At 71.0% G+C, this 17,871-nt stretch carries 13 protein-coding genes; 8 read left to right on the top strand and 5 right to left on the bottom strand.

The window, feature by feature from the left end:
• Positions 1–216 precede the first annotated feature (216 nt).
• Entirely contained in the window at positions 217–3,246 is a 3,030-nt protein-coding gene (uvrA, locus tag KCH87_RS20105; RefSeq protein WP_210587546.1) for an excinuclease ABC subunit UvrA, read from the top strand.
• A gap of 71 nt (positions 3,247–3,317) precedes the next feature.
• Here uvrA and KCH87_RS20110 read toward each other — a convergent pair whose 3' ends face one another.
• The 4 genes from KCH87_RS20110 to KCH87_RS20125 form a co-directional block, all read right to left on the bottom strand.
• The gene (locus tag KCH87_RS20110; protein ID WP_210587547.1) at positions 3,318–4,229 is read right to left on the bottom strand and encodes a carbohydrate kinase; all 912 of its coding nucleotides are present in this window, start codon (positions 4,227–4,229) and stop codon (positions 3,318–3,320) included.
• Entirely contained in the window at positions 4,226–5,278 is a 1,053-nt protein-coding gene (locus tag KCH87_RS20115; RefSeq protein ID WP_210587548.1) for a LacI family DNA-binding transcriptional regulator, read from the bottom strand. Before KCH87_RS20115 ends, KCH87_RS20110 begins: the two co-directional genes overlap by 4 nt.
• A 137-nt stretch (positions 5,279–5,415) precedes the next feature.
• Positions 5,416–6,390 (bottom strand): hypothetical protein, encoded by a 975-nt coding sequence (locus KCH87_RS20120; RefSeq protein WP_210587549.1) that lies wholly within the window; start codon positions 6,388–6,390, stop codon positions 5,416–5,418.
• A gap of 212 nt (positions 6,391–6,602) precedes the next feature.
• Positions 6,603–6,974: a response regulator transcription factor gene (locus KCH87_RS20125; RefSeq protein ID WP_210587550.1), complete on the bottom strand. Its 372-nt coding sequence runs from the start codon at positions 6,972–6,974 to the stop codon at positions 6,603–6,605.
• Between the two features lie 171 nt (positions 6,975–7,145).
• On the opposite strand from KCH87_RS20125, the gene KCH87_RS20130 reads away from it, so the two are divergent.
• The gene (locus tag KCH87_RS20130) at positions 7,146–8,558 is read left to right on the top strand and encodes a sugar ABC transporter substrate-binding protein (RefSeq protein WP_210587551.1); all 1,413 of its coding nucleotides are present in this window, start codon (positions 7,146–7,148) and stop codon (positions 8,556–8,558) included.
• 179 nt (positions 8,559–8,737) lie between these two features.
• Positions 8,738–11,437 (top strand): nitrate- and nitrite sensing domain-containing protein, encoded by a 2,700-nt coding sequence (locus tag KCH87_RS20135; protein ID WP_210587552.1) that lies wholly within the window; start codon positions 8,738–8,740, stop codon positions 11,435–11,437.
• 110 nt (positions 11,438–11,547) lie between these two features.
• Here KCH87_RS20135 and KCH87_RS20140 read toward each other — a convergent pair whose 3' ends face one another.
• On the bottom strand, positions 11,548–11,709 hold the full coding sequence (locus KCH87_RS20140) for a hypothetical protein (RefSeq protein ID WP_210587553.1): 162 nt from the start codon (positions 11,707–11,709) through the stop codon (positions 11,548–11,550).
• Positions 11,710–11,909: 200 nt separating this feature from the next.
• On the opposite strand from KCH87_RS20140, the gene KCH87_RS20145 reads away from it, so the two are divergent.
• Genes KCH87_RS20145 through whiA form a run of 5 tightly spaced genes read left to right on the top strand, consistent with a single transcriptional unit; the run spans position 11,910 to position 17,719 of the window.
• Positions 11,910–12,581 carry a response regulator transcription factor gene (locus tag KCH87_RS20145; protein ID WP_210587554.1) on the top strand — a complete coding sequence of 224 codons (672 nt, stop codon included), beginning with the start codon at positions 11,910–11,912 and terminating at the stop codon, positions 12,579–12,581.
• Positions 12,582–12,634: 53 nt separating this feature from the next.
• The gene (gene uvrC, locus KCH87_RS20150) at positions 12,635–14,677 is read left to right on the top strand and encodes an excinuclease ABC subunit UvrC (RefSeq protein WP_210587555.1); all 2,043 of its coding nucleotides are present in this window, start codon (positions 12,635–12,637) and stop codon (positions 14,675–14,677) included.
• A complete protein-coding gene (rapZ, locus tag KCH87_RS20155; RefSeq protein ID WP_210587556.1) occupies positions 14,674–15,681 on the top strand; it encodes an RNase adapter RapZ in 1,008 nt (335 codons plus the stop codon). Before uvrC ends, rapZ begins: the two co-directional genes overlap by 4 nt.
• Positions 15,678–16,745: a uridine diphosphate-N-acetylglucosamine-binding protein YvcK gene (gene yvcK / locus KCH87_RS20160; protein ID WP_210587557.1), complete on the top strand. Its 1,068-nt coding sequence runs from the start codon at positions 15,678–15,680 to the stop codon at positions 16,743–16,745. Before rapZ ends, yvcK begins: the two co-directional genes overlap by 4 nt.
• The gene (gene whiA, locus KCH87_RS20165; RefSeq protein WP_210587558.1) at positions 16,736–17,719 is read left to right on the top strand and encodes a DNA-binding protein WhiA; all 984 of its coding nucleotides are present in this window, start codon (positions 16,736–16,738) and stop codon (positions 17,717–17,719) included. The genes yvcK and whiA overlap by 10 nt, the downstream gene beginning before the upstream one ends.
• The last annotated feature ends 152 nt before the right edge of the window (positions 17,720–17,871 follow it).

Below are 17,871 nucleotides of genomic sequence, written 5' to 3' on the forward strand. Positions count from 1 at the left end.
CCTAGCCTCGCCACACCTTTGGGTGAAGGTGGTGAACGAGTGCCGTAAATCGAATGGGCGTGCTATATCGTCGGGGGCGGCGTCGGGCATGCTGGATGGCCCGGGATTGTTAACCCTTCGGGAATCCGACCCGGCGTTGTCAGTGGCTCCCCCTACTCTGAGAAATCGATGGGGGCCCCGCCCCTGTCACTTCTCTCAAGAAAGGTGCGGACCGGCGTGGCCGACCGTCTCATCGTCCGTGGCGCGCGCGAGCACAATCTCAAGAATGTCTCGCTCGACCTGCCGCGCGACTCGCTCATCGTCTTCACGGGCCTGTCGGGGTCGGGCAAGTCCTCGCTGGCCTTCGACACCATCTTCGCGGAGGGCCAGCGGCGCTACGTGGAGTCGCTGTCCTCGTACGCCCGCCAGTTCCTCGGCCAGATGGACAAGCCGGACGTCGACTTCATCGAGGGCCTGTCCCCGGCGGTCTCCATCGACCAGAAGTCGACCTCGCGCAACCCGCGCTCGACGGTCGGCACCATCACCGAGGTGTACGACTATCTGCGGCTGCTCTTCGCGCGCATCGGCAAGCCGCACTGCCCCGAGTGCGGCCGCCCGATCTCGCGGCAGTCGCCGCAGGCCATCGTCGACAGGGTCCTGGAGCTGCCGGAGGGGAGCCGCTTCCAGGTGCTGTCGCCGCTGGTGCGCGAGCGCAAGGGCGAGTTCGTCGACCTCTTCGCCGATCTCCAGACCAAGGGTTACAGCCGCGCGCGGGTGGACGGCGAGACCGTCCAGCTCTCCAACCCGCCCACACTGAAGAAGCAGGAGAAGCACACCATCGAGGTGGTCGTCGACCGCCTCACGGTGAAGGACTCCGCCAAGCGCCGCCTCACCGACTCCGTGGAGACCGCTCTCGGCCTGTCCGGCGGCATGGTGGTGCTCGACTTCGTCGACCTCCCGGAGGACGACCCCGAGCGTGAGCGCATGTACTCGGAGCACCTGTACTGCGCGTACGACGACCTGTCCTTCGAGGAGCTGGAGCCCCGCTCCTTCTCCTTCAACTCGCCCTTCGGCGCCTGCCCGGAGTGCACCGGCATCGGCACGCGCATGGAGGTCGACGCCGAGCTGATCGTCCCGGACGAGGACAAGTCCCTCGACGAGGGCGCCATCCACCCCTGGTCGCACGGCCACACCAAGGACTACTTCGGCCGCCTGATCGGCGCCCTCGCGGATGCGTTGGGATTCCGGACCGACATCCCCTTCGCCGGTCTCCCGCAGCGCGCCAAGAAGGCACTGCTCTACGGCCACAAGACGCAGATCGAGGTCCGCTACCGCAACCGGTACGGCCGCGAGCGGGTGTACACGACGCCCTTCGAAGGTGCCGTTCCCTTCGTGAAGCGCCGGCACAGCGAGGCCGAGAGCGACGCCAGCCGTGAGCGCTTCGAGGGCTATATGCGCGAGGTGCCCTGCCCCACCTGTGAGGGCACGCGCCTGAAGCCGATCGTCCTCGCGGTCACGGTCATGGAGAAGTCGATCGCGGAGGTCTCCGCGATGTCCATCAGCGACTGCGCCGAATTCCTGGGTGAACTGAAGCTCAACGCGCGCGACAAGAAGATCGCCGAGCGCGTACTGAAGGAGGTCAACGAGCGGCTGCGGTTCCTGGTCGACGTCGGGCTGGACTACCTCTCGCTGAACCGCGCGGCGGGCACGCTCTCCGGCGGCGAGGCCCAGCGCATCCGCCTGGCCACCCAGATCGGCTCCGGCCTCGTCGGTGTCCTGTATGTCCTCGACGAGCCGTCCATCGGCCTGCACCAGCGCGACAACCACCGGCTCATCGAGACCCTGGTGCGGCTGCGCGACATGGGCAACACGCTCATCGTCGTCGAGCACGATGAGGACACCATCAAGGTCGCCGACTGGATCGTCGACATCGGCCCCGGCGCCGGTGAGCACGGCGGCAAGGTCGTGCACAGCGGCTCCCTGAAGGAGCTGCTCGCCAACGCCGAGTCGCAGACCGGGCAGTACCTGTCCGGCAAGAAGTCCATCCCGCTGCCCGACATCCGGCGTCCCCACGACCCGTCGCGCCGGCTCACGGTGCACGGCGCCCGGGAGAACAACCTCCAGGACATCGACGTCTCGTTCCCGCTGGGCGTGTTCACCGCCGTCACCGGTGTGTCCGGCTCGGGCAAGTCGACGCTGGTCAACGACATCCTGTACACACACCTGGCCCGCGAACTGAACGGCGCGAGAAGCGTTCCGGGGCGGCACACGCGCGTGGACGGCGACGACCTGGTCGACAAGGTCGTGCATGTCGACCAGTCGCCGATCGGCCGCACGCCGCGCTCGAACCCGGCGACGTACACCGGTGTCTTCGACCACATCCGCAAGCTGTTCGCCGAGACGACCGAGGCGAAGGTCCGCGGTTACATGCCCGGCCGCTTCTCCTTCAACGTCAAGGGCGGCCGCTGCGAGAACTGCTCGGGCGACGGCACGATCAAGATCGAGATGAACTTCCTCCCGGACGTGTACGTCCCGTGCGAGGTCTGCCACGGCGCCCGCTACAACCGGGAGACCCTGGAGGTCCACTACAAGGGCAAGTCCATCGCCGAGGTCCTGAACATGCCGATCGAGGAGGCCCTGCACTTCTTCGAGGCCGTCCCCGCGATCGCCCGCCACCTCAGGACGCTGCACGACGTCGGCCTCGGGTACGTCCGTCTCGGCCAGTCCGCGACCACCCTGTCCGGCGGTGAGGCCCAGCGTGTGAAGCTCGCCAGTGAGCTCCAGAAGCGTTCCACCGGACGCACGGTGTACGTCCTGGACGAGCCGACCACCGGCCTGCACTTCGAGGACATCAGTAAGCTGCTGACGGTGCTGGGCGGCCTGGTCGACAAGGGCAACACCGTGATCGTCATCGAGCACAACCTCGATGTGGTCAAGACGGCCGACTGGGTCGTCGACATGGGTCCCGAGGGCGGTGCCGGCGGCGGTCTCGTCGTTGCCGAGGGCACACCCGAGGAGGTCGCAGGAGTCGCCACCAGCCACACCGGCAAGTTCCTGCGGGAGATCCTCGGCGCCGACCGCATCAGTGACGCGGCCGACGTCAAGGCCCCGCGCAGGACGGTGGCCAAGAAGACGGTCGCGGCCAAGTCGCCCGCGAAGAAGACGGCCACGGCCAGGACCGCCAACAGCGCGGCGACCAAGAAGGCGGCAGGCGTCACCAAGAAGACCCCAGCCGCGAAGAAGACGACGCGGGCCCGCAAGGCCTGAGCGGATCCGCACTCAAGTGCCTCAGCCCCGCAGGGAGTCCCTGCGGGGCTGAGGCACACCGGAAACGTCGTCTACAGATCGCCCAACTCAGAGGCATACGGCGGCTCCGCCCCCGCCCGTGAGCAGGTGATCGCCGCCGCCCGCGCAGCGAACCGCAGCAGCCGGGTCCAGCCGTCGGCGCCCAGCTTCGCGAGCGCCTCCGGAGACAGGGCGTCCCACGCGGACAATCCATGCAGCAGGGCCGCGTTCACGGTGTCGCCGGCGCCGATCGTGTCCACGACGTCGACCTCCTCGCCCGGCACGGAATGCACGCCGCCGTCCCGGGTGAAGGCGGACAGCCCGTCGCCGCCCTGCGTGATCACCACGGCCGAGGGCCCCGCGGCCAGCCACTCGCGCGGGGTGCCGCCCAGCCACAGGGCGTCCTCCTCGGAGAGCTTGAGCAGTGACACCGAGGGCAGCCAGCTCTTGAAGCGGGCGCGGTACGCGTCCGCATCGGGGATCAGTCCCGTTCGGATGTTCGGGTCCAGCGTGGTGAACACGCCCTGCGCGGACGCGGTCCGCATCAGCTCCTCATACGCGGTCGCGCCCGGCTCCAGGACGAGCGAACAGGTACCGAAGGACACCGCGCGGGCCGACTGGGGAAGCCGGCCGGGCGCGGCGAAGAGCCGGTCGGCGGTGCCCTCGACGTAGAAGGAGTAGGCGGCCGAGCCGTTCCCGTCGATCGTGGCCACGGCGAGGGTGGTCGGTTCGGCGCCGCGCTGCACGGCCGAGACATCCACGTCCGCCCGCCGCAGCCCGTCGAGCAGGGCCTCGCCGAAAGCGTCGTACGACGTCCGGGAGCAGAAGGCCGTGGGAGAGCCGAGGCGGCCGAGGGCGACCGCCGTGTTGTACGGGCCGCCGCCGAGCGCCGGCTTCAGGCCCGCGAGGGCGCCCCGGCCCTGCGGTACCAGGTCGATCAGGGCCTCACCGGCGACGACGATCACGAGACGGTTCCTTTCTCGGGTGTGCGGGGCTGTCCGGGCTGCTCGGCGCAGCCGCACGAGGTGCGGTGGACGAAGGTGCAGTCGAGCCGTACGGTCCGGGCGGGCCGGTCCGGGGAGGCGAGGCGGTCCAGGAGCACCCGGACCGCCTGGGCGCCGATCTCCCTGCTGGGCTGGGCGATCGCGGTGAGCCGGGGCGAGAACAGGTCTGCCCAGGCGAAGTCGTCGAAGCAGCACAGCGCGATGTCGTCGGGTACGGACCGGCCGTGGGCGCGCAGGGCACGCAGGGCGCCGAGCGTCATCGCGTTGTTGGCGGTGACCAGTGCGCTGGGTGGTGCGGCGAGGGAGAGCAGGGCGGTGGTGGCCCGCTCGGCGCCCGCGGACTCGGAGTCGCCGTGCACGACGAGGCGCTCGTCGTACGGGAGACCGGCGGCCGCGAGGCCGTGCCGGTATCCGGTGATCCGCTCGGCGGTGGTGCTCAGCCCGGCCAGGCCCGCGACCAGGCCGATCCGCCGGTGGCCCAGCTCGGCGAGATGTCTGACCAGCTGTGTCGTCGGTGCCGCGCTCTCGGCGCAGACCTGGTCGAAGCACGGCGCCCCGGGTGCGTCGACCACCCGGTCGAGGAGCACGGTCGGTACGGCGTGCCGGTCGAGGTATGCGATGAGTTCGCGCGGGTCCGCCGAGGGGGCGACGATCATGCCGTCCACGCGTCGCTCGTGCAGGAGTTGGACGACCTTGCGCTCGTGGCCGGGGTCGTCGTGCGGGTCGGCGATGAGCAGGCTGTAGCCGTGTTCCAGGGCGCCGGCCTCGACGCCCTGGAGGATCTCCGTGAAGTACGGATTGCTGATCGCCGACACCGCCAGCCCGATGGACCGCGTGCGGGAGGTGACCAGGGAACGGGCGAGGCTGTTCGGCGTGTAGCCGAGTTCCTCTATGGCGTCCAGGACCGCCTGGCGGGTGTGGGGCAGCACGGGCCGGGTGTCGTTCAGCACATGCGAGACGGTCGCGACGGAGACCCCGGCGCTCCGTGCGACATCTGCCATGGTGGGCACTTCCCGTTCCCCTCCCCGGGCCGGCGCGGGCCCTCTGGCCGGGAACGTATCCCATTCAACGCCAGACGTAAACGCTTGCGCAAACGTTTACGAGCGACCGAACAGCCGCCCGATCGACCGCCCGATCGGCCGCCCGGTCAGAGTGCGTCCTCAGGAGCGACCGTGCCCTCCCAGTCCCACCCGATGCCCACCAGCCCCGTCCGCACCCGCGGTTCGACGATGTGAACGGATTGGTGCCGTCCGCTGAGCGCCAGCTCCTGGCGGCCGCTGCGCGGTGCGGCCGCCGAGTGCTGGGTGAAGCGGTGGCAGCGCACCGGCAGGGCGTGCTCGTCGAACCGCACCTGGAGGGCGTACTGGCCGCCCGCGGGCCCGAATCCGCGGACGTACTCACGGGACACGCCGGCGGTGCCGTCCTCGACGCCGTACCGGAAGAGGAAGGTGTCGCCGGCCCGCAGCCGGGTGTCGAAGAGCAGCTCGGCCACGAGCACGCCCGTGTCGTGATCCCAACGGACGTGGCCCGTGCGGCAGTTCTCCAGCGCGTGCACGGTTATGCGCTCCGGTGCGCACCCCTCGTCGCCGTGGTGGACGGCGACGAAGCGGTCGACGCCGTCCCGGTGGGCACGCACGATGTGGTGCGACTCGCGGCCCTGGAGTTCGCGGCGTGACCCGATCCGGACCCGCTCGTGGTGCCCGAGGGCGTGCAGTCCGCCGTCGGGCGGCGAGTCGAGCTCGGCAAGCAGCCGTTCCAGGACGCCCGAGGCCTCGACGAAGGAGCGGTAGGAGCGGCCGGCGGACCGCTGCGCCGCCGAGGGTTCGTCGGTGTCGGCGAGCAGCCGGATCAGCGACTCCTCCGGCAGCTGGAGGATCTCCTCCAAGGCCCGGACGGCTCGTAGCGACTCGGGGCGCTGCGGGCGCCGGGCGCCCTGCTGCCAGTAACTCAGGCTCGTCACACCGACCTTGACGCCGTAGCGGGACAGATGATGCTGCACACGCTGCAGCGGCAGCCCACGGGCGGCGATCGCGGCGCGCAGCGCGACATGGAACGGACCGCCCCGCAGGGCCGTGTCCAGTTCGGCGGCGGCGACGTCCGCGGCTTGGGTGGCGTGCGGCATGCAGGGGCCTTTCTGTCGAATGTTCAACGGCTGGTCAGACCGTTCGCGCGTGCTGTCAGGGGCCACCCCCGTCGGCGCCGGGGACGTCCTCACATCCGTACGCCTACGCTCACGGCCCCGAGTTCCCACGCATTGAAGCGTGTTGACCAAGTCCCGACAACACCTCATGCGGAACGGGCGGTGCACTCCTGGCCGTATCGTCGCCCGCGAAGTCAAGTCGGCGCGCCCGGCCCGTCGTCGCCGAGAAGCTCCCGGATCGCGCGGGCGGACAGCGCGGACTTGTGCAGGAACCCGCGCGCGGGGCTGGCCGAGATGAGCTCCTCCAAGTCCTCCCGGAAGTGAGTCGAGACCAGGATCACCGCGGGCACAGTGCCGGTCAGCCGCCGGGCCACGTCGAAGCCGTTCTCGCCGTCGAGGTCGAGATCGACCAGGGCTACCTCCGGTGCCGTCCGATGGGCCAGCGCGACCGCTTCAGGGCCCGTCGTGGCGAGCCCGACGACGCATACACCACCCCGCTCCAGCAAGGCGCGTGCCGCCTCCAGGAACCGGGCGCTGTCATCGACGAGAAGACAGCGCAGGGTCATGGGCACAGATTGCCAATCAGGGGGCGGCTCCGCCTTCCTGCTACCCGGAAAGTGCTGAAGTCCCGTGCCATAGGAGACGGTTCGGACTCACCCAGCGCAGTCGCCCGCCGACCGGCGGTAGCATTGCGACGCCCTGGGGAGGCCCGTGTCGCCCGGTCTGGGGGGTGCGTCATGAACGCCACGAAGGTGTCGCACGAGAGCACGGCCACGCGCGCGTGGCCCCTCGTCCGCCGGGCCCGGGGCGTCGTGGTCCCGGGGGCGTTGTGCGCCGCGCTGCTGATGGCCGCCTGCGACAGCGGGGGCGGCGGCAGGTCGGGCGACGGGCGCGCGGTGCGCCAGGACACCACCTGTGACGGGAAGATCGACGGCACCGTGCACCTCAAGGTGTGGTTCCACGCCGGACCGAGCGGTGAACTCAGCACACTCAAGGCGCAGGTCCGCGAGTTCAACAAGGTGCAGCGACAGGTGCGGGTCGAGCTGGTGACGCTGCCCGAGAACCGCCCGTACACCGACCTGGTGCTGTCCGCCGCGGCCAGCGGAGACCTGCCCGACCTGCTCGACTTCGACGGGCCGAACCTCTACAGCTACGCCTGGTCGGGAAATCTCAAGTCGATCGACTCCTGTGTGCCACGGAGCGTCCGCGACGATCTGCTGCCCTCGATCCGCCGACAGGGCAGCTACGCGGGCCGGTTGTGGGGCGTCGGCACCTTCGACTCGGGCCTCGGCCTGTTCGTGCGTACGTCGGCCCTGAAGGAGGCCGGGGCACGCATCCCGACCGGCCCCGGCGACGCCTGGACGGCCACCGAACTCACCGGCATCCTCCGCGAACTCCGCAAACAGGGCTACGACGCCCCGCTCGACCTCCGGCTCGTGTACTCGTCGCCGGGCGAGGAGTGGAACACGTACGGCTTCGCGCCCGCCGTATGGTCGGCGGGCGGCGACCTCGTCGACCCCCGGCACGGACGCACGGCCGACGGCTACTTGAACGGCCCGGAGTCGGTCAAGGCGCTGACCACCATGCAGAACTGGGTCGAGGAAGGGCTCGTCGACCTGGTCAAGGACGACCGGGCGTTCGTGGCGGGCCGCAGCGCGATCAGCTGGTGCGGGCACTGGGTGTACGGCGAGTTCGACAAGGCGTTTCCCGGTGACGTCACGATCGTTCCGCTGCCCGACTTCGGCGCGGGCACGGTCACCGGCATGGGCTCCTGGCAGTGGGGAATCCCGGCGGGCGCCACCGACGGCGACGCGGCCTGGCGGTTCCTCTCCTACCTGCTCGAACCCGCGCAGGTGCACCGGATGACCGTGGCCAACGGGGCGATCCCGGCCACGAAAAGCGCGCTGAAGCTCTCCACGAGGTACGCCCCGGGCGGCGGCGAGCACCTGTTCATCGAGCAGTTGCAAGGAGGATTCGCCCGCCCCCGGCCGCAGACCCCCGCGTATCCGACGATCACCGACGCCTTCTCCCGCGCCTTCGCGAAGATCATGCTCGACGGGGCTCCCGTCAGGTCCTCCCTGGACGCGGCGGTCAAGCGGATCGACAAGGACCTGGCCGCACACGACGGCTATCCCACGAACGGGCCGTAGACCGACCCCTGCTGCCCGTGGGACGCCCGTGGACGGCCGCCGAGCCCGGCGGCATGCTGAAGGGGCTGCGCAAGCAGGGCCTTCATGCGGCCGCGGATGCTGCGCAAGCCGGGCCACCGAACCGTTCGGTCTTCCCGCGGAGTTCGCGGGGATCCGCCCCTGGAACCTGAGAGCCGGCCATGCTCCGCCCCCGACCACTCACCCCGCCCCGCATCCCCTTCTTCGCCCGTCTACGTATCGGCCGCAAGCTGATGCTCCTCGTACTGCTGCCGGTGACCACCATGCTGGTCTTCACCCTGGTCGGCGGTGTGAGCCAGTGGCGGGAGGCACGGGCCCTGGGGGAGTTCCGCAGCGCGACACAGGTGTCGTTCGCGACGACCGCGCTCACCGATGCCGTCGCCCGGGAGCGCATCGCAGCCGTCCAGGCCCGGCTGCGACCCGGCTCGACCACACTGCGGGAACGGTCCGCCGCCCAGCGGGCCACCGAGACCGCCCTCCACAGGACCCTTGAGGGCAGCGGCTCCTGGACCGGTCAACCCGACGTCCCGGGCCGGCTCGACGCGGCCGACCGCAAGCTCCACGCGCTGCGCATCCAGACCCGGACCGGCTCGCTCACCGCCCCGCAGCTCGCGGGCCAGTACGACACGATCGAGCACGACCTGCTCAGCACCGTCGCCACCCTCGAATCCGGCCGACCCACGCGGGAGTCGGGCCGTGCCGCCGACGCCCACCTCGCGCTGCTGGACGCCATCGAGGCCGCCGAACGCGAACGCGTCGAACTCGCCGTCCTCTTCCACGCGCCGCCCGCCCGGACCACCGCCACGAACCGCTGGTCGGCCCTGGAGCAGTCCCGCCTTGACGCCTTCCAGCAGACCGCCTCCGACGCCCTCAAGAGCCGCCTCTACGCCACCCTTCTGGAGAACCCCGGCCTGGTCGTGCGCAAGACCCGGGACACACTGGCGGATCCGGACGCCAGACGGAACTGGCCGTCGTACGACCGCTGGACGGCCGCCTCCACGGCCCGAATCGACGCCCTGCGCGGCATCCAGGAGCGGGCCGCGGCCGAGCTGGGGCGCACCGCCGTCGACGACCTCGACGCCGCCGAGCAGCGCGAGATACGCGACCTCGCCGTCTCCCTCGGTGTCCTCGCCGCGGTCACCGCCCTCGCGTTGACGCTGCGACGCTCGATCACCCGGCCGCTGAGCGAGGTCTCCGCGGGCGCTCGGGCGCTGTCGGAGGGCGATCTGTCGTACGACATCCGGTACGCCGGCCGGGACGAACTCGGTGATGTCGCCGACACGTTCCGCGAGCTGCGGGTGACCACCGAACGGCTCGCCGCCGAGATCCATGCCATGAACGAGGCGATCGACGACAACCGGCTCCAGCACCGGACGGACGTCGGCGCGTTCCAGGGGACCTGGGCGCGACTGCTGGGCGGCATGGACGGCACCATGGCGTCCTTCGCCGCGGCCCATGGGCGGCGCCACCAGGCGGAACAGGAGCTGGCGAGCATCTTCCACCTCTCCCTCGACCTGCTGTGCATCGCCGGACTCGACGGCTTCTTCAAACGCGTCAACCCCGCCTTCGAAAGGACCCTCGGCCACACCACCGAAGCCCTCCTCGCCACGCCCTGGCTGGAGTTCGTGCACCCGCACGACCGGGCACGCACGCGTGCCGCACTCGAACGACTCGCCGATGGTGTCGAGCTGGCCGAGTTCGAGAACCGCCTCCTGCGGCCCGACGGCACCGAACGCTGGCTCCAGTGGAGCGCGCGCCCGGTCACCGACGAGGGCCTCATCTACGCCGCCGCACGCGATGTCACCGAGAGCCGCCGCACGGCCCGTGAGCAGGCGGCGCTGCGCCGCGTCGCCACCCTCGTGGCCCGCAGCGCGCCGCCGCAGCAGGTGTTCTCCGAAGTCGCCGACCAGGTCGGGACGGTCCTGGGCAGCGGCTCCGTCGCCGTCCTGCGGTACGCCGCCGACGGCACCGCCACCGTCATCGGCACCGCCCGCGGCCCCGCAGCCGAGGGCGAGGCGGTCGCGGCCGAGGTGGCGGCGACGCGGCGCCCCGCGCGCGTGGAGCGTGCCGTCGGCGCGCCGATCGTCGTCGACGGCCGCCTGTGGGGCGCCGTCGTCGCGGCCGCCGCCGGCCTCGAACCGCCGCCCCCGGGCACCGAGTCGAGGCTCGCGGACTTCACGGAACTCGCCGCCACCGCCCTCGCCAACGCCGACAGCCGGGCCCAGCTCACGGCGTCACGCGCGCGCGTGGTGGCCGCCGGCGACGCCTCACGGCGCCGTATCGAACGCGATCTGCACGACGGGGTCCAGCAACGGCTGGTCTCCCTCCAGCTGGACCTGAGGACAGCCCAGTCGATGCTGGAGGAGCAGCCCGACGCCCTGCCCGAGCAGCTCGACCACATCGTCAAGGGGCTCGACGACGCCTTCACGGACCTGCTCCAGGTCGCCCGCGGCATCCACCCGGTGATCCTTTCGAAGGGTGGCCTCGGCCCGGCCCTGCGCGCGCTGGCCCGGCGCTCCTCCGTCCCCGTCGAGCTGGACCTCCGCCTGCCGCCGGACCGGCTCGCCGAGCAGACGGAGGTCGCCGTCTACTACGTCACCTCCGAATGCCTCACCAACGCCGCCAAGCACGCGCGCGCGAGCCTCGTACAAGTGACGGCGCGGACGTACGACGACGCCCTGGAGGTGACGATCGTCGACGACGGGACGGGCGGAGCCGAGCCCGGGCGGGGTTCCGGACTGATCGGCCTCATCGACCGCGTCGAGGCGATCGGCGGCAGGCTGACGGTCAGCAGTCCGTCGGGTCAGGGCACGACCCTGACCGTGAGACTGCCGCTGAACGGGGCCGAGAGGGATACGTGACCGCCCGGAACGCATGCGAGGGGAGTCGTCCGGGACGGGGTACCCAGGACTCTGTGACGTGCGCATACGCTCCGGGCGGCCTCTTCGGACGGTGGGCCTGCCGTCCGGCTCTAGAGGCGGTCGGTACCGCCGTTCTCAGCGAGCCGCAGACGCTTGGCGCGCACGATGTCGGGGTCCCTGGGGTCCAGGGCCTCGCTCGGCGCGTACAGGTCGTCCGCGTCGCGGCGGGCCCGGGCCGGCCGCCGTGCTTTCTCGATCCGCGTCCGCCGCATCCGCCGCGCCCTTCGCCGTGACCGGCTGCCTCCTGGCGGAGGCGGCCGGTCCGTTTGCAACCGCTGTTTCGAGCATCGCCCGCCGATGTCCCCGTGTCGTCACGGGCACCCTCCAGTTCCGCTTCCGGCTAGCCGTAACCCAGGCGGTCGGGCAGGCTGTTGGGGCGCAGTACACCGGTCGGGCAAGGGGAGCCGGGACCATGGACGCATCGCAGCAGCCCGCGCGGGGACGGGTCGTCCTCGCCGACGACGACGTCCTGCTGCGCGAAGGGCTGGCCAGCCTCTGCGAGCGAGTCGGATACGAGGTGGTGGGCCAGGCGGGTGACGCGGAACGCCTCCTGGAACTGGTCGCCGAGCAGAGCCCCGACGTCGCGATCGTCGACATAAGGATGCCGCCGGACCACTCCACCGAAGGCCTGAAGGCGGCCCGTACGATCCGCGAGCGCCACCCCGCCACCGGCATCCTCGTTCTGTCCGCGTACGTCGAGGTCGAGGACGCCCTGGAGCTGCTGGCGAGCGGCCGCCAGGTCGGCTACCTCCTCAAGAGCCGGGTCACGGTGGTCGACGATTTCATCGAGGCACTGGAACGGATCCGCCGGGGCGGCTCGGTCGTCGACCCGTCCCTGGTGCACGAGCTGTTCTCCGCCCAGCGCCGCGACGATCCGCTGTCCCACCTCAGCGCCCGCGAGCGGGAGGTGCTCGCCCTCATGGCCGAGGGCCGCTCCAACGCGGGCATCGGCCGCCGCCTGTGGGTCACCGAGGGCACGGTCGAGAAGCATGTGCGCAGCATCCTGGGCAAGCTGAACCTCCAGGAGGACACCGACGCCCACCGCCGTGTCCTCGCGGTGCTGACCTTCCTCGAGACCAGATAGGCGTTGTCCACAGGCTCGTCGCTCTGTCACCCCTCGCCAGTAGGGTGTGAAGCATGGCCGACCCCTCCAGCTACCGCCCCAAGCCGGGACAGATCCCGGACTCTCCCGGGGTGTACAGGTTCCGCGACGAGCACCGCCGGGTGATCTACGTCGGAAAGGCGAAGAGCCTGCGCCAGCGCCTGGCGAACTACTTCCAGGACCTGGCGGGCCTGCACCCGCGCACCCGCACCATGGTCACCACGGCCGCGTCCGTGGAGTGGACCGTGGTGTCCACGGAGGTCGAGGCGCTCCAGCTGGAGTACTCCTGGATCAAGGAGTACGACCCCCGGTTCAACGTCAAGTACCGCGACGACAAGAGCTACCCGTACCTCGCGGTGACGATGAACGAGGAGTTCCCGCGCGTGCAGGTGATGCGCGGCCAGAAGAAGAAGGGCGTGCGCTACTTCGGGCCGTACGGGCACGCGTGGGCCATCCGCGACACCGTCGATCTCCTGCTCCGCGTCTTCCCCGTGCGCACCTGCTCGGCCGGCGTCTTCAAGAACGCCGCCCGCACCGGCCGCCCCTGTCTGCTCGGCTACATCGGCAAGTGCTCCGCCCCTTGCGTCGGCCGGGTCTCCGCCGAGGAGCACCGCGAACTCGCCGAGGAGTTCAGCGACTTCATGGCCGGCCGTACGGGCACGTACCTGCGCCGCCTGGAGAAGCAGATGACGGCGGCGGCCGAGGAGATGGAGTACGAGCGGGCGGCCCGTCTGCGCGACGACATCGAGGCCCTGAAGAAGGCCATGGAGAAGAACGCGGTCGTGCTCGCCGACGCGACCGATGCCGACCTCATCGCGGTCGCCGAGGACGAGCTGGAAGCGGCCGTACAGATCTTCCACGTCCGTGGCGGACGGGTGCGCGGCCAGCGCGGCTGGGTGACCGACAAGGTCGAGGAGATCACCACCGGCGCCCTCGTGGAGCACGCCCTCCAGCAGCTCTACGGGGAAGAGACGGGGGACTCGGTCCCCAAGGAGGTCCTCGTCCCGGCGCTGCCCGACCCGGTCGAAGCGGTCCAGCAGTGGCTCACCGACCGCCGTGGCTCGATCGTCTCCCTGCGCATCCCGCAGCGCGGCGACAAGAAGGCCCTCATGGAGACGGTGCAGCGCAACGCCCAGCAGGCACTCGTCCTGCACAAGACCAAGCGCGCCTCCGACCTCACCACGCGCTCGCGCGCCCTGGAGGAGATCGCCGAGGCCCTCGACCTGGACAGCGCCCCGCTGCGGATCGAGTGCTACGACATCTCGCACCTCCAGGGCGACGACGTGGTGGCCTCCATGGTCGTCTTCGAGGACGGCCTCCAGCGCAAGGGCGAGTACCGCCGCTTCCAGATCAAGGGCTTCGAGGGCCAGGACGACGTCCGCTCCATGCACGAGGTGATCACCCGCCGCTTCAAGCGGTACCTCGCAGAGAAGGAGAAGACGGGGGAGTGGGGCGAGGAGGACAGCCTCATCGAGGAGAACGGACGGCCCAAGCGCTTCGCCTACCCTCCGCAGCTCGTCGTCGTCGACGGCGGCCGGCCCCAGGTCGCGGCAGCCAAGCAGGCCCTGGACGAGCTGGGCATCGACGACATCGCCGTGTGCGGCCTGGCCAAGCGCCTGGAGGAGGTCTGGGTGCCGGCCGAGGACGACCCCGTCGTCCTGCCCCGCAGCAGTGAGGGCCTCTATATGCTCCAGCGTGTCCGGGACGAGGCCCACCGCTTCGCGATCACCTACCAGCGCAGCAAGCGTGCCAAGCGCTTCCGGTCGAGCCCCCTGGACGATGTGCCGGGCCTCGGCGAGACACGCAAGCAGGCACTCATCAAGCACTTTGGATCAGTGAAAAAGTTGCGATCCGCGACAATTGACCAGATCTGCGAGGTTCCAGGCATAGGTCGCAAGACCGCCGAGACCATCGCCGTGGCCTTCGCCCAGGCGGCCCCGGCGGCACCCGCCGTGAACACGGCGACCGGAGAGATCATGGATGACATGGAAGACGGGGCGCCCGAGACGACGGCGGGCACCCTGGGGGAGCCCGTGTCCGCGGGCACCCCGGACGAGCGACGGGGGATGGAGAGATGACCGAGCAGGACAAGCAGCCCACAGCCGAGCGAGATCAGACACACAGGGAAACAGGCGAGGATCCCGCACAGCAGGGCCAGGAGAGCCAGAACGACGGAGATCAGGTGAGTGCGGCCATCGACGCAGCCGGGGTCCCGGAGGCGGCCATCCCCGAGCTGGTGATCATCTCCGGCATGTCCGGGGCCGGCCGCTCGACGGCGGCCAAGTGTCTGGAGGACCTCGGCTGGTTCGTCGTCGACAACCTCCCACCCGCGCTGATCCCCACCATGGTGGAGCTCGGCGCCCGCTCCCAGGGCAATGTCGCCCGGATCGCGGTCGTCGTCGACGTACGCGGCCGCCGCTTCTTCGACAACCTCCGCGAGTCCCTCGCCGACCTGGCGGCCAAGCACGTCACGCGGCGGATCGTCTTCCTGGAGTCCTCCGACGACGCCCTGGTCCGCCGCTTCGAGTCGGTGCGCCGCCCGCACCCCCTCCAGGGCGACGGCCGCATCGTCGACGGCATCGCCGCCGAGCGCGAGCTGCTGCGCGAGCTGCGCGGCGACGCCGACCTGGTGATCGACACCTCCAGCCTCAATGTGCACGAGCTGCGCGCCAAGATGGACGCCCAGTTCGCCGGCGAGGAGGAGCCGGAGCTGCGGGCCACCGTCATGTCCTTCGGCTTCAAGTACGGCCTCCCGGTCGACGCCGACCTGGTCGCGGACATGCGCTTCCTGCCCAACCCGCACTGGGTCCCGGAGCTGCGCCCGTACACCGGTACCAACGAGGAGGTGGCCGCGTACGTCTTCAACCAGCCCGGCGCCAAGGAGTTCCTCGACCGGTACGCCGAGCTGCTGCGCCTGATCGCCGCCGGATACCGCCGTGAGGGCAAGCGCTATGTGACGATCGCCATCGGCTGCACCGGCGGCAAGCACCGCTCGGTCGCCATGTCGGAGAAGCTCGCCGCGCGGCTCGCGGCCGAGGGTGTGGAGACGGTGGTCGTACACCGGGACATGGGACGGGAATGACAGCACGTACACCGCGGCTGAGCAGGCTGCGCCGGGCCGTGCCCGAGGCCCGGGCCGGCCGGCCCGCCGAGGCCCGCGGCGGCCGTGCACGCCGCCGCGGTACCCAGCCCAAGGTCGTCGCCCTCGGCGGCGGCATGGGCCTGTCCGCCTCGCTCGCCGCACTGCGCCGGATCACCGGCGACCTCACCGCCGTCGTCACCGTGGCCGACGACGGCGGCTCCAGCGGGCGCCTCCGCGACGAGTTGGGCGTACTGCCGCCCGGCGACCTGCGCAAGGCCCTGGCCGCGCTGTGCGGCGACGACGACTGGGGTCAGACCTGGGCCCGCGTCATCCAGCACCGCTTCCAGTCCCAGGGCGACCTGCACGAGCACGCGGTCGGCAACCTGCTGATCGTCGCCCTGTGGGAGCAGCTCGGCGACCATGTCCAGGCCCTCGACCTGGTCGGCAAGCTGCTCGGTGCGCACGGGCGCGTGCTGCCCATGTCGGCCGTACCGCTGGAGCTCCAGGCCCTGGTCAAGGGCCACGACCCGGACCGGCCCGAGGACATCGACACCGTCCGTGGCCAGGCCACCGTCGCGCTCACCCCCGGCGAGGTGCAGTCCGTGCACCTCGTACCGCACGACCCGCCCGCCGTCCCCGAGGCCGTCGCGGCGGTCCTCGACGCGGACTGGGTGGTGCTCGGCCCCGGCTCCTGGTTCTCCTCGGTCATCCCGCATCTGCTCGTGCCCGAGCTGCTGGACGCCCTCACCCAGACGAAGGCACGCCGGGTGCTCTCCCTGAACCTCGCGCCGCAGCCCGGAGAAACAGAGGGCTTCTCCCCGCAGCGTCATTTGGAGGTTTTGGGACGACACGCCCCTAAACTCGCCCTGGACGTGGTGCTGGCCGACGAGGCCGCCGTGCCCGACCGCGATGTACTCACCGAGGCCGCCAAGCGGCTCGGTGCGGCGGTCGAGCTGGCGCCGGTGGCCCGGAGGGACGGGAGCCCCAGGCATGACCCGGAGCTCCTGGCCGCCGCGTACGACCGTATTTTTCGGATGCATGGAAGGATCGGCCCATGGCGATGACGGCAGCGGTGAAGGATGAGATCTCCCGGCTCCCCGTCACCCGGACCTGCTGCAGGAAGGCGGAGGTCTCGGCCGTTCTGCGGTTCGCCGGCGGCCTCCACCTGGTCAGCGGTCGCATTGTGATCGAGGCGGAGCTGGACACCGCAATGGCGGCCCGCCGGCTCAAGCGGGACATCCTGGAGATCTTCGGCCACAGCTCTGAGCTGATCGTGATGGCGCCCGGCGGGCTGCGCCGCGGTTCGCGCTACGTCGTCCGGGTCGTCGCCGGTGGTGACCAGCTGGCCCGGCAGACCGGCCTGGTCGACGGCCGTGGCCGCCCGATCCGCGGCCTGCCCCCGCAGGTCGTCTCGGGGGCCACCTGCGACGCCGAGGCAGCCTGGCGCGGCGCCTTCCTGGCGCACGGCTCGCTGACCGAGCCCGGCCGCTCGTCCTCACTCGAAGTGACCTGCCCGGGTCCCGAGGCCGCGCTCGCGCTCGTCGGTGCCGCCCGCCGCCTGTCGATCGCCGCCAAGGCCCGCGAGGTGCGCGGTGTCGACCGGGTCGTCGTCCGCGACGGCGACGCCATCGGCGCCCTGCTCACCCGGCTCGGCGCCCATGAGTCCGTGCTGGCCTGGGAGGAGCGCCGGATGCGCCGCGAGGTCCGCGCCACGGCGAACCGGCTCGCCAACTTCGACGACGCCAACCTCCGCCGCTCCGCGCGCGCGGCCGTCGCCGCCGGCGCCCGGGTCCAGCGCGCCCTGGAGATCCTCGCCGACGACGTGCCCGAGCACCTCGCGGCGGCCGGCCGGCTGCGCATGGACCACAAGCAGGCCTCCCTCGAGGAGCTCGGCGCGCTCGCCGACCCGCCACTGACCAAGGACGCCGTGGCGGGCCGTATCCGTCGTCTGCTCGCGATGGCCGACAAGCGCGCCCAGGATCTCGGCATCCCGGGCACCGAGTCCAGCCTCACGGAGGAGATGGCCGACGCCGGCTGACCCGGACGCGCTCTCCACACGCACGTGCCGACACCCAACTGGGTGTCGGCACCTGCGTGTTGCCTGTACTTGAGGCGCCCTTGACTCGATCATGAACTGTCATGAGCCTGGCATCTATTCGCTGCTGAGGCGAATCATTGCTAGGGGGGTTC

The organism is Streptomyces sp. GESEQ-35, assembly GCF_017948485.1.
In the GTDB taxonomy this organism is placed as follows: domain Bacteria; phylum Actinomycetota; class Actinomycetes; order Streptomycetales; family Streptomycetaceae; genus Streptomyces.

Coding starts and splice junctions, on each gene's coding strand:
- KCH87_RS20120 (WP_210587549.1), bottom strand. CDS start 6,390: ATGCCGCACGCCACCCAAGCCGCGGACGTCGCCGCCGCCGAACTGGAC.
- KCH87_RS20125 (WP_210587550.1), bottom strand. CDS start 6,974: ATGACCCTGCGCTGTCTTCTCGTCGATGACAGCGCCCGGTTCCTGGAG.
- KCH87_RS20130 (WP_210587551.1), top strand. CDS start 7,146: ATGAACGCCACGAAGGTGTCGCACGAGAGCACGGCCACGCGCGCGTGG.
- KCH87_RS20135 (WP_210587552.1), top strand. CDS start 8,738: ATGCTCCGCCCCCGACCACTCACCCCGCCCCGCATCCCCTTCTTCGCC.
- KCH87_RS20140 (WP_210587553.1), bottom strand. CDS start 11,709: ATGCGGCGGACGCGGATCGAGAAAGCACGGCGGCCGGCCCGGGCCCGC.
- KCH87_RS20145 (WP_210587554.1), top strand. CDS start 11,910: ATGGACGCATCGCAGCAGCCCGCGCGGGGACGGGTCGTCCTCGCCGAC.
- uvrC (WP_210587555.1), top strand. CDS start 12,635: ATGGCCGACCCCTCCAGCTACCGCCCCAAGCCGGGACAGATCCCGGAC.
- rapZ (WP_210587556.1), top strand. CDS start 14,674: ATGACCGAGCAGGACAAGCAGCCCACAGCCGAGCGAGATCAGACACAC.
- yvcK (WP_210587557.1), top strand. CDS start 15,678: ATGACAGCACGTACACCGCGGCTGAGCAGGCTGCGCCGGGCCGTGCCC.
- whiA (WP_210587558.1), top strand. CDS start 16,736: ATGGCGATGACGGCAGCGGTGAAGGATGAGATCTCCCGGCTCCCCGTC.